This window comes from Candidatus Methylopumilus universalis, from assembly GCF_006365315.1.
Lineage (GTDB): Bacteria > Pseudomonadota > Gammaproteobacteria > Burkholderiales > Methylophilaceae > Methylopumilus > Methylopumilus universalis.
The window spans coordinates 980,193-994,754 of record NZ_CP040968.1 but is presented as its reverse complement, the minus strand read 5'-3'; the positions used below and the strand labels follow the sequence as shown (position 1 = coordinate 994,754).

The following is a 14,562-nucleotide window of genomic DNA, read 5'->3' as shown; positions in this document are numbered from 1 at the left end:
AAAAAATTACGACAGAGGATAGATTTTTATGCTCTTTACAATTCGGTCGTGAGACTGAAGAACTTCCATAGTATGGTTTGCAATTTTGAAACTTGTATTCGGTTCTGGGATATCTTCAAAGTATTCTAACACCAAGCCATTTAATGTCTTAGGGCCGTCAATTGGAAACTGAAGATTCAATTTTTTGTTTAGTGTTCGAATTGTTACACTACCATCTACAATCCAACCCCCATCATCATCTTGACTAAATTTAGATGATTTTGAAAGAAAATCTAGGTTAAATTCGCCAACAATTTCTTCTAGAATATCTTCAAGGCTTATTAGCCCAATAAATTCACCATGTTCATTTACAATTAAACCCACTCTTTCTTGCTTATCTTGAAAGTGCTGCATTTGAGTATATAAAGGTGTGCCAGATGGAATGAAGTATGGTTCTGAAATGAGCGCCTTTAAATCATCCTTTGTAATTTTACTTAATGCATCATGAATATTAAGTTGTTTAATAATTTTCTGAGTATTAAGCAGTCCTATGATACTGTCAGGTGAATTTGTTTTTACCAATATTCTGCTGTGTTGGAAAGTGACTAATTTCTGAATAATTTCTTCATCCATTAAGTCAAAATCAATAGTTTCAACGGAAGTATGCGGAATCATAATATCGTCGACTGTAATGCGCTCAAGCTCAAACACATTCAGCAGGATTTTTCTATGTTGATTCGGAATAAATTGACCTGCTTCTGAAATAATACTTCTTAACTCATCCATCGATATTGCATGAAGATTATTATTCAAATCAATTTTCACATTAAATAGTTTTACAAAACTTAATACAAAAAAGTTAACTAGAGCAACTATCGGATAGAGAATTTTTAAAAGAGGGAAGAGTATATAGCTACTAAAAAATGCAAATCTTTCTGGTTTGGAAGCTGCAATAACCTTTGGAGATACTTCACCAAAAATAAGAATTAAGAATGTGGTCACTAGAGTTCCAGCCATAAGAGCTATTTGTCCTTCTCCGTAGAGGCGCACTGTAATAATAGTGACAATCATTGCAGATGCAGCGCTTGCAAATTCTTTACAAAGCAGAATAACGCCTAAAAGCTTTGCAGGGGAAGAGAGTAGTTTATGTGTGAGCTTGGCCGCACGATCCCCTTGAGACACCAAGTGTTTTAATCGATAGCGGTTGAGAGTCATTAAGCTTGTTTCAGCAAGCGAGAAAAAAGCAGCTATAGCGAGTAAGGCTACAAGAATGACAAATTGGTAACTAATAGAAAGGGTATTCAAAGTTTAAAAAAACTTAGGGATTGATTTCTTGTGACGTATCTTCTTTAGGTTGAACTTGACCGAGATTGCGTTGAGATACGCCAAGCCACATTGCAACTGGACATGCGACAAGTACTGATGAATAGATGCCGAATAAAATACCTATAGTTAATGCTAGAGCGAAATTATGAAGTGTTTCCCCGCCAAAAAATAACATCGAGCACACCATCGTTTGAGTCATCAAATGGGTAATCACAGTGCGAGACATTGTTCTTGTGATTGCATTATCAATCACTTCAACTACATTCGCTTTTCTCATCTTTTTAAAGTTTTCTCTGACGCGATCAAAAACCACAACCGATTCATTCACAGAATAGCCTAAGACAGCAAGGATAGCCGCGAGGACTGTGAGGTTAAATTCCCATTGGAAAAATGCAAAAAAGCCTAAAATAATAATGACATCATGCATATTGGCAATCACAGCAGCAACTGCAAAACGCCATTCAAATCTTAATGCGAGATAAGCAATAATTCCAAAGCACACGAGAAGGAGAGCAAGTGCTCCATTTGCATAAAGCTCTTCCCCAACTTGTGATCCCACAGACTCTACTCTTTGTATTTTTGTATCTTTATCACTCTCAATAAGTGCCGCGGATACTTTTTCTGACAATTGAGCGATAGATAGATCTTGCAGAATAGGTAAGCGAATCAATACATCTTTACTTGTGCCGAAATTTTGTACCGTCGTATCTTTAAGGTCAATTTTATCCATGACTTGACGAATCTTATCGATATCGGCTGGATGGCTATAACTTACTTCCATAAGCGTGCCACCAGTAAAATCTACACCAAGATTAAGACCTTTAAAACTCAGAAAGACAATAGAGATAATAAATGTAATGAGAGAAATGGTCGTGGTTAGTCGGCCGTAACTCATAAAGGGGATATCTTTTTTTATTCTAAATAATTCCATAATTAATCTTCTTGTGGCTTGTAAATTTGACCAATAGACAATTTGTCAATTTTGCGACGATAACCATAAATAATATTTACTAACGCTCGTGAAACTAAAATGGCACTGAACATAGAAGTTAAGATGCCTAACACGTGAACAACCGCAAATCCTTTAATCGGACCTGTGCCAAACATAAATAAGGCAAGACCTGCAATTAAAGTAGTGACATTAGAGTCAAGGATAGTATCAAAAGCTCGATCATAACCAGCATGAATACTTGCTTGTGGCGTGTTGCCATTTCTAAGCTCTTCCCTGATTCTTTCATTAATGAGAACGTTTGCATCAATTGCCATACCTAATGCCAACGCAATCGCTGCTAGTCCAGGAAGTGTTAGGGTGGCTTGCATTATTGATAATAAAGCGACTAGTAATAATAAATTCACAGCAAGCGCGAAAATAGAAACACCACCAAAGGCCATGTAGTAAATGATCATCATGATAGAGATGGCTGCAAAACCCCATAAGGTAGAGTGCACACCGCGTTTAATATTTTCTTCACCCATGCTTGGACCTACGGTTCGCTCTTCAATAATTTGCATAGGCGCTGCCAGAGCCCCAGCTCTTAATAAAAGAGATATATCCGTGGCCTCTTGCGGGCTATTCATGCCAGAAATTTGTACTCGACCACCACCGATTTCTTGTTGAATTACTGGCGCTGTTACAACTTCCGTTTGTCCTTTTTCGACCAGAAGAATTGCTAAACGCTTCCCTACATTTTCTCGTGTGACTTGTTTAAATATATTTGAGCCTCTTCCGTCCAGTGTGACATGAACAACAGACCTTCCTGATTGTTGATCTACGCCAGGCCCAGCATCAGTAATTCTCTCACCTGTAAGCAATACGTTTTTCTTAACAAGAATGGATCTGCCATCTCTATCTTTAAAAAGATCGTCTCCAAAAGGTGCATTTCCTTTTTGTGCGCTTTCTAATGAAGCAATATCTGTTTTATCTTCGTCGACTAATCTAATTTCGAGTGTCGCTGTTCGGCCAAGAATTTCTTTAGCTTTTGCTGTGTCTTGAACGCCCGGAAGTTGCACAACGATTCGATCTAAACCTTGTTGTTGAATAATAGGTTCTGCAACACCAAGTTCGTTAATGCGGTTATGAAGTGTTTGTAAGTTTTGTTTGAGCGCAAATTCTTGAATTTTTTTCTTGCCCATTTCGCTCATACTAATATCAAGCACTTTATCTTTTCCCGATGAAGATTCATTGACCACTAAATTTGGATAATTCACTTTGATAAGTTTTTTAGCTTTTTCGCGATCTTCTTGATTGTCGAATTCAAGCTTTACAATTTCGTTTAATCTTGAAGCACCAATATAAGAAATACGTTCTTTTCTCAAAGTCATGCGGAAATCATTTAGGTTACTTTCAGCCGCTTGCTCGGATGCAGCTTTCATGTCGACCTGAAGAAGAAAGTGCACGCCACCTCTTAAATCCAAACCTAAATACATTGGGATAGCCCCAATTTTAGATAGCCATGAAGGTGATTTAGATACTAAGTTAAGCGCAATCACATAGTTGGTACCTAGAGCATTTTGAAGAATATCTTTAGCTTTTAGCTGGTTATCAGGATTTGCAAATTTAATTTTAATGCCATTGGGTTCTTGGATAATGCCTTCAACAGGAAGATTTGCTTGCTTTAAACTACCTTCAATCGTAGCTAATATAGATAAATCTAATTTATCTGATGTTTTAGGAGGCATGATTTGAACTGCAGGCGATTCCCCAAAAAAATTAGGGACGGAGTAAATAAGGCCAATAAAAATTGCAATTAAGACAAGGCCATACTTCCATTTAGGGTATTGATTCATTTTTAACTTAAGCTATCACTTCAGAATTTAGATAGATTTTATGGTGCCTTTAGGCAGCAAGGTGATGACAGATTGCTTTTGGATATGAATTTGAGTGCCCGCCGCAATTTCTACAGTGACATACTGATCTTTGATTTTGACTACTTTACCAAGCAGGCCGCCATTGGTCACAATCTCATCGTCTTTTTTGAGCGAATCAATCATAAGCTTATGGGCTTTTGCTTGTTTCATTTGTGGGCGAATTAACATGAAGTAAAAAAGTACAAAAATGATGATAAATGGCAAAAAGCTCATGAGATCAGTGGGAGCCGCATCAGCGGCATATGCGTAACTTATAAACATTTTATTCCTACAGGTAATTAATTTTAAAGGTTAATTTTAACACAGCAGGCATTTATTGAATGCCTGCTGACGGTTTTGATGGAATATTTTTCTATAAGTTTCAAATGTTCCATTTTCAATAGCCACCCTAGCTTCTTGTATTATTTTTTGATAATAGGACAGGTTATGGATCGTATTCAAGCGAGAACCCAGCATTTCACCAATTCTAAAAAGATGGTGAAGGTATGCGCGAGAATAGTTTTGGCATGTATAGCACCCACAATCACTGTCAATTGGATTCGTATCATTTTTATACTGTGTATTTTTAAGCTTTAAATCACCATACTTCGTAAAGAGCCAGCCATTCCTGGCATTCCTTGTTGGCATCACACAATCAAACATATCAATACCATGCGCAATGGCCTCGATAATATCTTCCGGGGTACCCACCCCCATTAAATAGCGTGGCTTTTCTTCTGGCATCTTAGGCGCGATAAAAGAAATCACTTTGCGCATTTCTTCTTTAGGCTCGCCTACGGATAATCCACCAATGGCATAGCCATCGAAATTGATTTTTTTTAACTCATCCAGTGAGTGCTCTCGAAGATCCTCGAACATCCCTCCTTGAATGATGCCGAATAAAGCATTCTTATTTGTTTCGTGAGCTACTTTACTTCTATAGGCCCATTTTAAACTTAGCTCCATAGATGCTTTTGCTTCCTCATGTGATGCTGGATAGGGGGTGCACTCATCAAAGATCATGACGATATCTGAGTTAAGTGTTTTTTGAATTCGCATGGATTCTTCAGGACTCAGGAAACAAGTATCACCGTTAATGGGCGATTTAAACTCAACACCTTCCTCGGTAATTTTTCTCATTTTGCCAAGACTCCACACCTGAAAACCACCAGAATCTGTCAGCATTGATCGATGCCATTGAATAAAATCATGCAAACCTTTAAAGGCTGAAATTGTTTCTAATCCTGGACGAAGCCATAGATGAAAAGTATTTCCTAGGATAATTTCAAAACCAATGGATTCTAGATCTTGAGGGCTTAAAGATTTCACAGCACCATAGGTACCCACAGGCATAAATACCGGTGTTTGCACGGTGCCATGTTGAAGCTTGAGTTCACCTCGTCTAGCTTCACCATCTTTTTTTATGAGCTTAAATTGCATCTTTAATTTGTAGTTCTCGATAGCGGTAAGTCAATGAGTATAAATTAGAATTAATGAAATCGTTAAAGCTTTGTTATACTAAAAGATTGAGTTTCCAATTAAAAATAACACATGAAAAAGTTAAAAAGTATCGGAAAAAATAAAGAAGATTTATTAAGAAATAAAATAAGTAAGCACACTTTTTATTTGCTTCCTAATTTTATTACAACGGCTGCTTTATTCTCCGGATTTTATTCTATCGTTCAAGCGATGAATGGGAAATATGAGCTCGCTGCTATTGCGATATTTATTGCCATTATTATGGATGGTTTAGATGGACGTATTGCGCGACTCACTCATACTGAAAGTGCTTTTGGAGCCGAATACGATAGTCTGTCCGACATGGTGTCATTTGGCGTAGCACCTGCACTTATCTTATATGTATGGACATTAAAGCCGTTAGGTAAGTTAGGCTGGATTGCAGCTTTTATTTATTGCTGTTGTGCAGCATTTAGACTTGCGCGCTTCAACGTTAAACTAGACCGAGATGAAAAAAAATATTTTTTTGGATTACCAAGCCCGGCAGCAGCAGCATTGTTAGTAAGTTTTGTCTGGGTATCTAATGAAAATGGCTTTAGTGGAAACGAGATTTTTTTTAATATGATTAAAATGAAATGGGTTTCTTGGTCACTCACCATAGTGATTGCACTTTCCATGGTAAGTGAAATTAGATTCTATAGTGGCAAAGATATTAATCTTAGAAATAGCGTTCCATTCGTCGCTATTCTATTGGTCATTTTGGCATTTGTATTAGTTTCTTATAGCCCACCTGAAGCTATTTTTATTATAGTGGGTTGTTACTTCTTGTCAGGCTATTTCAATTTCATTAGAAATTTTAAATTTAAGAATAAGGCAATAGTGAATGCAACAAGAAATACAAAATAACAAACTCATCATTTTTGATACCACCTTAAGGGACGGGGAGCAGAGCCCTGGTGCATCGATGACACAGGAAGAAAAGTTGCGTATTGCAAGGCAGCTTGAGAAACTTGGTGTCGATGTCATTGAGGCGGGCTTCGCAGCTGCAAGCCCTGGAGACTTTAACTCTATAAGCGCTGTTGCAAAAAACATTAAAGAGTCGACTGTATGCTCATTAGCTCGCGCTGTTGAAAATGATATTCGCAAAGCTGGCGAAGCTATTCAACATGCAAAAAAAGGACGTATCCATACCTTCATTGCGACTAGCAAAATTCATATGGAAAATAAACTCCGTATGTCAGAAGATGAAGTCTTAGATCGGGCGGTTCAGGCTGTGAAATGGTCTTTGGAATATACCGACGATGTCGAGTTTTCTGCTGAAGATGCGGTGCGATCTGAAATGGATTTTCTTGTTAAAGTGTTTAATGCTGTGATTAAAGTTGGCGCTAAAACAATCAACGTGCCCGATACGGTTGGGTATTCAATCCCAGGTGTTTGGGGCGAGCGTATGAAGGCCCTCATTCAACAAGTTGAAAACTCTTCAAAAGTTATATGGTCCACCCATTGTCATAATGATCTAGGTATGGCAGTTGCAAATTCACTTGCAGCAGTGATGAATGGCGCGAGACAAGTTGAATGTACGATTAATGGATTGGGCGAAAGAGCGGGCAATGCAAGTCTAGAAGAAATCGTGATGGCGGTTAAAACCAGAAAAGATCTATTTAATTTAACTACGAGTATCGATACCACACAAATTGTGCCGACTTCGAGATTGGTTTCAACAATTACAGGCTACCCTGTTCAGCCCAATAAGGCGATTGTAGGTGCAAATGCTTTTGCGCATGAATCTGGCATCCATCAAGACGGCGTTTTAAAACATAGAGAAACCTATGAAATTATGCGTGCGCAAGATGTAGGTTGGGGAGCAAATAAGATCTCACTTGGAAAGTTGTCTGGTCGTAATGCATTTAAAACAAGACTCCAAGAATTGGGCATCGACATTCAATCAGAAGATATTATTAATGCCGCATTTGCAAGATTTAAAGATTTAGCAGATAAAAAATCCGAAATTTTTGATGAAGACCTTCATGCCCTTGTGAGCGAAGAATACACCTCTGAAGCGATAGAGCATTATAAGTTAATTCATTTAAAAACAATGTCAGAAACAGGCACAACCCCTCACGCGGTCATTAAAATTTCCGAAAATGGCAAAGAGGTGATGGCTGAATCTTCTGGCGGCGGTCCTGTGGATGCTACATTTAAAGCTATCGAAAAAATTGCAAACTCAGGTTCAGAACTTCAACTTTATTCTGTGAATAACATCACAAGCGGAACGGATGCTCAAGGTGAAGTGACCGTGAGATTGGCAAAAGGCGGTCGAATTGTGAATGGTCAAGGTGCTGATACAGACATTGTGATTGCATCTGCAAAAGCTTATATCAATGGATTAAATAAACTCCAATCCAAATTAGAACGTGCCCATCCTCAGGTTTAGAGGTTAATTTGAATCTAGCACTCTTCGATTTAGACAATACGATTTTAGCTGGAGACAGTGATTACAACTGGAGTCGATTTCTTATTCAAGAAGGCTATCTTGATGGCGCGATTCATGCTGAAAAAAATGAGAAATTCTACGCAGATTATAGAGCTGGCACACTAGATATATACGCATTCGTTGAGTTTCAATTTAAGCCGCTTGCGAGGAATCCTAGGACAGTTCTTAACCAACTTCTAAAAAAATATGTTGAAGAGGTGATTAAACCTATGATCACTGAAAAGGCCCGTGCACTTGTCAAAAGACATCAGGACGAGGGTGACCTGATCATTGTTATTACAGCCACTAACAGCTTTATTACAAAACCTATCGCTGAATTATTTGGCATTGAAAATTTGATAGGCACTGATCCCGAAGAAAAAGAAGGTGAATTTACTGGTAAAGTCTCGGGGCTTCCTTCTTTTAAAGAAGGGAAGGTGACTCGTCTAGAAGCCTGGCTTAAAAACAAAAATTTATCATTAGCTAGCTTTGAAAAGTCATACTTCTATAGCGACTCTCATAATGACTTACCGCTCATGCAAAAAGTTACACACCCTGTGGCTGTTGATTCAGATGATGTTTTAAGTGTATATGCGAAATCTAAGGGCTGGCCTCAAATTTCATTGAGATGATTCGCTATCTATGAAGGATAATTTCTAAAACGAATTTACTTCCAAGATAAGACAATAAAAGAAATAAAAAAGCTGTTAGCGAAATGTAGATAGAATTTCTTCCACGCCATCCATAAAGCTTTTTACCTGCCAAAAGAAGTCCATAAATAAGCCAAGCTAATATTGAGAAAACTGTTTTGTGGTTAAACTGAAGTGGCGTCCCAAAAACTTGCTCCGAAAATAGAATTCCGCTTATAAGTGTTATGGTCAATAAAAGAAACCCAATTTTATTAATATTAAAAAGGAAATTTTCCATTTCAATTAATGGCTGGGAGCCACTTAAGAGCATGTCTATTTTCTTTTTTTGATGCAATTTTTTTTCGAAAATTAAAATGAATATGGCTAAATAAGCTGAAAATGTAAATAGGCTATATGCCAATAAAGCGATCGCGATATGTGTAATAAATAATGGTGATAAATCAGTTGTTAGAAAGTGATTTGATAAAAATAAAGGATGTATGATCAGTAAAAAAGCTGATGGGACAAGCAAAAACGGCTGCAGATAATTAAAATTTTTATTAAAATTAAGTAACCAAAAAATCAAAATACTAAAGAATGAGGTTGCAATAAGGGCGTTAGAAAACCCTAGATTGATTGGATTAAAAGAAATACTCGCTTTAAGAATTGTAAAATGAGCTAATAAGCCAATACCAATTAATAGCGCATTAAAATTAGTAAGCTTTTTATCCGGCGTTTGTTTTTTAAATAGTAAGAAACTTGGCGTGAGATAACACGCACAAGCAATTAAAATAGGTAGCCAAATTTCCATAATTTTTAATTCGTAATTAAAAGTTTAATATACCATGTACATAAAGAAGAGTTAACTTAAAACAGGATCAACACATGTTAGAAAATCTAACCGACCGACTACAAAGTGTCATTAAAACAATTCGCGGGCAAGCCAGATTTACTGAGCAGAATATCAGTGATGCGATGCGCGAAGTTAGAATCGCTTTAATTGAAGCAGACGTTGCTTTGGCTGTCGTAAAAGATTTTATCGATCGCGTTAAAACAAAAGCCCTCGGTGTTGAAGTATTGCAAAGCCTATCTCCAGGACAAGCAATTATTAAAATTGTCCAAGATGAACTCACGATCCTTATGGGCGATCAAAATGTTTCCTTGGATCTAAATGTTGCTCCCCCAGCTATTATTTTAATGGCAGGTCTTCAGGGTTCTGGCAAAACAACCACTTCTGCCAAGCTTGCTAAGCTTCTTATCGAAAAAAAGAAAAAGGTATTGCTTGCAAGTGCTGACGTGTATCGTCCTGCAGCGATAGATCAACTTAAAACACTTGCCAAAAGCTTAAATATTGAATGTTTTGATTCAAACCCCTCCCAGAAACCACTAAAGATTGCATCAGAGACGATCGATTACGCAAAAAAACATTTCTTTGATGTAGTGATTTTTGACACAGCAGGGCGCTTAGGCATTGATGTTGAAATGATGGATGAAATCAAAGCGCTGCATAAAAAATTAAATCCAATAGAAACTTTATTTGTGGTCGATGCCATGCAGGGACAGGATGCAGTGAATACTGCAAAAGCTTTTGGTGACGCACTTCCTTTAACAGGTGTAATTTTAACGAAGTTAGATAGTGATACACGCGGTGGTGCAGCCTTATCTGTGCGTCAAGTTACTGGCAAGCCAATCAAATATATTGGGACAAGCGAAAAAATTAATGGCCTTGAGCCTTTTCACCCCGAAAGAATGGCATCAAGAATTCTTGGCATGGGTGACATTGTAAGTCTTGTCGAAGATGCACAGAAGACATTAGATGTTAAAGAAGCTGAGAAGTTAGCAGAAAAAGTTAAATCAGGGAAAAATTTCGATTTAGAAGATTTCAAAAATCAAATAGGACAAATGAAAAAAATGGGTGGCGTAGGCGCATTAATGGATAAGATGCCCGCTCAATTTACGAGCGCTGCATCTAAAATTAATCCTGAAGATGGCGACAAATCTCTTCGTCAAATAGAAGCCATTATTAGCTCAATGACGCCTCTTGAAAGAAGAAAGCCGGAATTGATTAAAGCTACAAGAAAGAAAAGAATTGCTTTGGGATCTGGTGTGCAAGTCCAAGATGTGAATCGAGTCCTCAATCAGTTTGAAGAGATGCAAAAGATGATGAAAATGTTCTCAAAAGGCGGCTTGGGTAAGCTGATGCGCGGTATGGCTGGCAAAATACCTGGCCTCAGACCTTAATCTTCCATGAACCATTGTTGACCATTTAGGCTCAATAAAGGATAATCACGTGTTTTGTTTCTTCTGGGTCGGTAGCTCAGTCGGTAGAGCAGCGGACTTTTAATCCGTTGGTCGTGGGTTCGAATCCCGCCCGACCCACCATCTTATTTAAGTTAACTCCTAGAATGCCAAGCTTTGGCAGACGCTAATATTTCTTTTATGTTGTAACTAGGCTCCCAATTTAAAATTTGCTTTGCTTTGGTTGCGTTCGCTACAAGAACTGCTGGATCTCCTTCTCGTCTTGGAGAGTCAATTGTATGGGGATTTAAGCCTAAATCTTTTAATCCCAATATAATCTCCTTAATTGAATGGCCCTTGCCAGTTCCAAGATTAATAAAATCAGATTTACCGCTATCGATAATACATTCAAGTGCTTTTATATGCGCGGAGGCTAAATCTTCTACGTGAATATAATCTCTAATTGCTGTTCCATCTTTTGTTGGAAAATCATTTCCAAAAACTTTTAACACTTTACCTCCGAGCGCAGAATTTATTGCTAAAGGTATAAGGTGTGTTTCAGGATTATGACTCTCTCCAATTTCACTATCTTTATCTGCTCCAGCTGCGTTAAAGTAACGAAGAGAAATATGTGAAATTTCTTTTGTATCTGAAAGATTTTTTAGAATTCTTTCAATCATTAATTTACTCATACCATAAGGGTTAATTGGAATTTGTGGAAAAGACTCGTCTATCGGTGCCAAGCTGTCCGCTCCATAAGTTGCGCAAGTGCTAGAAAAAATAATATTTTTAACGCTTAAATCCTTCATAGCATTCAAAAGTGATAAGGTGCTACCTACGTTGTTGTCGAAGTATTTAAGCGGATTGATAACTGACTCGCCAACAAGGGAGCTGCCAGCAAAATGAATAACCGCATTAGGTTTAAATCTTTTAAAAGTTTCCTTTAGTAAAGTGGTGTTTTTTAGATCTCCTAAAATAAATGGACCCCACTTTACGAACTCTTTATATCCAGTTGATAAATTATCAAAGCATATAGGCTCATAGCCAGCTTTTGCAATAAGCTTGCAGGTATGCGATCCTATATAGCCAGCGCCACCAGTAATTAATATTTTTTTCATTTAATTTAGGTATTTATCAATACCATTTTTGCAGCGAATTAATTTTTTTTGTAAAGTATTCAAATAAATTGCATGATTTTTATTTAACATTTTTCTTGAATTTCCTTCATGGTGAATATGGTATGCCACGGCAGCATATCTTAGATCTCTTCTAATAATTTGTGCATGAAGCATGCGTGCACCAAATTCAGAATCTTCTCTACCCCAGCCAGTGAAATCTTCATTGAATCCATTAATCTTAAGGGCGTCATTTCTATAAAAAGCCATATTACAAGTTTGAAGCATGTTTAATTTATGAAAATAGCAAGTGCCAGAAAATATAAATGAGAGAAATTTATTGCTAATACTATATCTTTTACTCTTCAGGCCTTTATCAAAATTTTCAAAATAAATATCTTTTGTTTTCATAATGTCATTTGATTTTTTTTCGGATAATTTTGCTCTCATACCTTGAACGTAAGAGTTATGTCTTGCGAAGCAAACGTGATCTTTTATAAAATTTGGATGAAGGATCATATCGCCATCGATCATAATGATGTATTCATTCTTGGCTTTAGCAATAGCTTTATTTCTAGACATAGCTGCTCTAAATCCTTTATCTTCTTGCCAAGAATGGATTATTTTCAATTTAAATTTATTTGAAAATTCTTTAATAACATTTGCCGTTTCTTTGGAGCTCCCATCATCTGCGACTATGATTTCGTCTGGGAGTATAAATTGGTTTTTAACAGACTTTAAAACAAGAAATAGCGCTTCTGGCCAATTATAGGTTGTAATAATTAAACTAACTTTTAATTTCTGCATTTCGATAGATTTTTAGATTCTATTGGGATTTTTTTTGAGCCAAATGCACTTTTTTAGATTTTCAATTATATAGCTAATTTATTAGTATAAATATTCCTATATTTAATTGGCGCGCCCGAAGAGATTCGAACTCCTGACCCCTTGGTTCGAAGCCAAGTACTCTATCCAGCTGAGCTACGGGCGCATAAATAGTAAAAGTGATAAATAAAAGTGGCGCGCCCGAAGAGATTCGAACTCCTGACCCCTTGGTTCGTAGCCAAGTACTCTATCCAGCTGAGCTACGGGCGCGTGGTGACATTATAACTTAATGATATTGAATAATGGCGGAGAGCGAGGGATTCGAACCCTCGATACAGGTTTAAGCCCGTATGCTTCCTTAGCAGGGAAGTGCCTTCGACCACTCGGCCAGCTCTCCAGAAGCGCGAACGATACGCTAAATTGCTTTAAAAATCAATTTCTAGGACTTATGCGTCAAGTCCAAATGCTTTGTGAAGGGCCCTTACTGCAAGCTCTAGATATTTCTCGTCAATAAGCACTGAAATTTTAATTTCGCTTGTTGAGATCATGTCGATATTAATGCCCTCTTCGGACAATGTTCTAAACATTTGGCTTGCAACACCTACGTGTGAGCGCATACCAACACCTACAATAGATACCTTTGCAATTTTATCGTTTCCATTTACTTCTCTAGCGCCCACGTGACCCTTAACTTTTTCATTAAGAATACCCAAGGCTTTGCTTAAATCAATTCTATTTACTGTAAATGTAAAGTCAGTTGTTCCAACAGCGCCTACATTTTGAATAATCATATCGACATCGATATTGGCATCTGCAATAGGGCCTAATATTTGATAAGCAATACCTGGCTTATCTGGCACACCAAGAATACTTACCTTGGCTTCATCGCGATTAAAAGCAATACCTGAAATAATGGGATCTTCCATATTATTTTTTTCCTCAAATGTAATTAAAGTGCCGTCACCTTCTTCTTCAAAGCTTGATAACACTCTTAATTTAACTTTGTATTTACCTGCAAATTCGACTGATCTAATTTGAAGTACTTTTGATCCTAGACTTGCCATTTCTAACATCTCTTCAAAAGTAATTGAATCTAATTTCTTAGCTTCAGGCACAACTCTAGGATCGGTTGTATAAATACCATCCACATCGGTATAAATTTGGCATTCATCCGCTTTAAGAGCTGCGGCTAGCGCAACACCCGTTGTATCCGAACCGCCGCGCCCGAGGGTGGTGATGTTACCTTGTTCATCCACACCTTGGAATCCAGCAACAACCACAACATAACCCTGATCTAAATCTTCTTGAATATTGTGATGGTCAATTTTCAAAATTCTAGCTTTCGTATGAGCGTCATCAGTCAGAATTTTTACTTGAGAACCGGTATAGCTTTTAGCTTTAATGCCAAGATCTATTAAAGCAAGTGTTGTCATACCAATAGTGACCTGCTCGCCTGTAGACACCATGACATCCAACTCACGTGGATCAGGTTCTGCCATAATTTCTTTAGCAAGGCCAATGAGTCGATTCGTTTCACCAGACATGGCAGATACCACGACAACGATTTGATGTCCGAGCGATTTATATCGAGCGACACGTCTTGCAACAGCCCGAATTCTTTCTGGCGTTCCAACTGATGTGCCACCATATTTTTGTACAATTAAACTCATAG

Annotated in this window: 13 protein-coding genes and 4 tRNA genes; 5 read left to right on the top strand and 12 right to left on the bottom strand. The window is 37.5% G+C overall.

The genetic code is table 11. The features are described from left to right. Positions 1-6: 6 nt before the first annotated feature. The 5 genes from FIT79_RS05245 to tgt are packed head-to-tail and all read right to left on the bottom strand — an operon-like array spanning position 7 to position 5,592. Complete coding sequence (locus FIT79_RS05245; RefSeq protein ID WP_139868266.1) at positions 7-1,284, bottom strand: HlyC/CorC family transporter; 1,278 nt, start codon at positions 1,282-1,284, stop codon at positions 7-9. 13 nt (positions 1,285-1,297) lie between these two features. Continuing rightward, positions 1,298-2,236: a protein translocase subunit SecF gene (gene secF / locus FIT79_RS05240; protein WP_139875870.1), complete on the bottom strand. Its 939-nt coding sequence runs from the start codon at positions 2,234-2,236 to the stop codon at positions 1,298-1,300. A 2-nt stretch (positions 2,237-2,238) separates the two neighbouring features. Beyond that, positions 2,239-4,092 carry a protein translocase subunit SecD gene (gene secD / locus FIT79_RS05235; protein WP_139875869.1) on the bottom strand — a complete coding sequence of 618 codons (1,854 nt, stop codon included), beginning with the start codon at positions 4,090-4,092 and terminating at the stop codon, positions 2,239-2,241. A gap of 27 nt (positions 4,093-4,119) precedes the next feature. Beyond that, positions 4,120-4,434, bottom strand: coding sequence for a preprotein translocase subunit YajC (gene yajC / locus FIT79_RS05230; protein ID WP_139875868.1), 315 nt, complete (start codon positions 4,432-4,434; stop codon positions 4,120-4,122). 36 nt (positions 4,435-4,470) lie between these two features. Then, positions 4,471-5,592 carry a tRNA guanosine(34) transglycosylase Tgt gene (gene tgt / locus FIT79_RS05225; protein ID WP_139875867.1) on the bottom strand — a complete coding sequence of 374 codons (1,122 nt, stop codon included), beginning with the start codon at positions 5,590-5,592 and terminating at the stop codon, positions 4,471-4,473. Between the two features lie 111 nt (positions 5,593-5,703). Here tgt and pssA point away from each other — a divergent pair, with 111 nt between their 5' ends. The 3 genes from pssA to FIT79_RS05210 are packed head-to-tail and all read left to right on the top strand — an operon-like array spanning position 5,704 to position 8,715. Continuing rightward, positions 5,704-6,516 (top strand): CDP-diacylglycerol--serine O-phosphatidyltransferase, encoded by an 813-nt coding sequence (pssA, locus tag FIT79_RS05220; RefSeq protein ID WP_028818177.1) that lies wholly within the window; start codon positions 5,704-5,706, stop codon positions 6,514-6,516. Next, positions 6,494-8,044 (top strand): 2-isopropylmalate synthase, encoded by a 1,551-nt coding sequence (locus FIT79_RS05215; RefSeq protein ID WP_139875866.1) that lies wholly within the window; start codon positions 6,494-6,496, stop codon positions 8,042-8,044. The genes pssA and FIT79_RS05215 overlap by 23 nt, the downstream gene beginning before the upstream one ends. 8 nt (positions 8,045-8,052) lie before the next feature. Beyond that, complete coding sequence (locus tag FIT79_RS05210; RefSeq protein ID WP_139875865.1) at positions 8,053-8,715, top strand: histidinol-phosphatase; 663 nt, start codon at positions 8,053-8,055, stop codon at positions 8,713-8,715. A 4-nt stretch (positions 8,716-8,719) separates the two neighbouring features. Here the strand turns inward: FIT79_RS05210 and FIT79_RS05205 are convergent, their stop codons facing one another. Further along, the gene (locus FIT79_RS05205) at positions 8,720-9,523 is read right to left on the bottom strand and encodes a cytochrome C assembly family protein (RefSeq protein WP_139875864.1); all 804 of its coding nucleotides are present in this window, start codon (positions 9,521-9,523) and stop codon (positions 8,720-8,722) included. A gap of 74 nt (positions 9,524-9,597) precedes the next feature. On the opposite strand from FIT79_RS05205, the gene ffh reads away from it, so the two are divergent. Together ffh and FIT79_RS05195 are read left to right on the top strand one after the other, a co-directional pair. After that, entirely contained in the window at positions 9,598-10,953 is a 1,356-nt protein-coding gene (gene ffh / locus FIT79_RS05200; protein WP_028818181.1) for a signal recognition particle protein, read from the top strand. A gap of 65 nt (positions 10,954-11,018) precedes the next feature. Beyond that, positions 11,019-11,094, top strand: a tRNA-Lys gene (locus FIT79_RS05195). Between the two features lie 11 nt (positions 11,095-11,105). Here the strand turns inward: FIT79_RS05195 and galE are convergent. From galE to FIT79_RS05165, 6 genes are all read right to left on the bottom strand, one after another. After that, positions 11,106-12,068: a UDP-glucose 4-epimerase GalE gene (gene galE / locus FIT79_RS05190; protein ID WP_139875863.1), complete on the bottom strand. Its 963-nt coding sequence runs from the start codon at positions 12,066-12,068 to the stop codon at positions 11,106-11,108. Next, complete coding sequence (locus tag FIT79_RS05185; protein WP_139875862.1) at positions 12,069-12,872, bottom strand: glycosyltransferase family 2 protein; 804 nt, start codon at positions 12,870-12,872, stop codon at positions 12,069-12,071. Positions 12,873-12,979: 107 nt separating this feature from the next. Then, a tRNA-Arg gene (locus FIT79_RS05180) sits at positions 12,980-13,056 on the bottom strand. Positions 13,057-13,083: 27 nt separating this feature from the next. Next, positions 13,084-13,160: transfer RNA gene (locus FIT79_RS05175), tRNA-Arg, on the bottom strand. A 33-nt stretch (positions 13,161-13,193) separates the two neighbouring features. Then, positions 13,194-13,287, bottom strand: a tRNA-Ser gene (locus tag FIT79_RS05170). A 49-nt stretch (positions 13,288-13,336) separates the two neighbouring features. Further along, a complete protein-coding gene (locus FIT79_RS05165) occupies positions 13,337-14,560 on the bottom strand; it encodes an aspartate kinase (RefSeq protein WP_139868253.1) in 1,224 nt (407 codons plus the stop codon). Positions 14,561-14,562 lie beyond the last annotated feature (2 nt).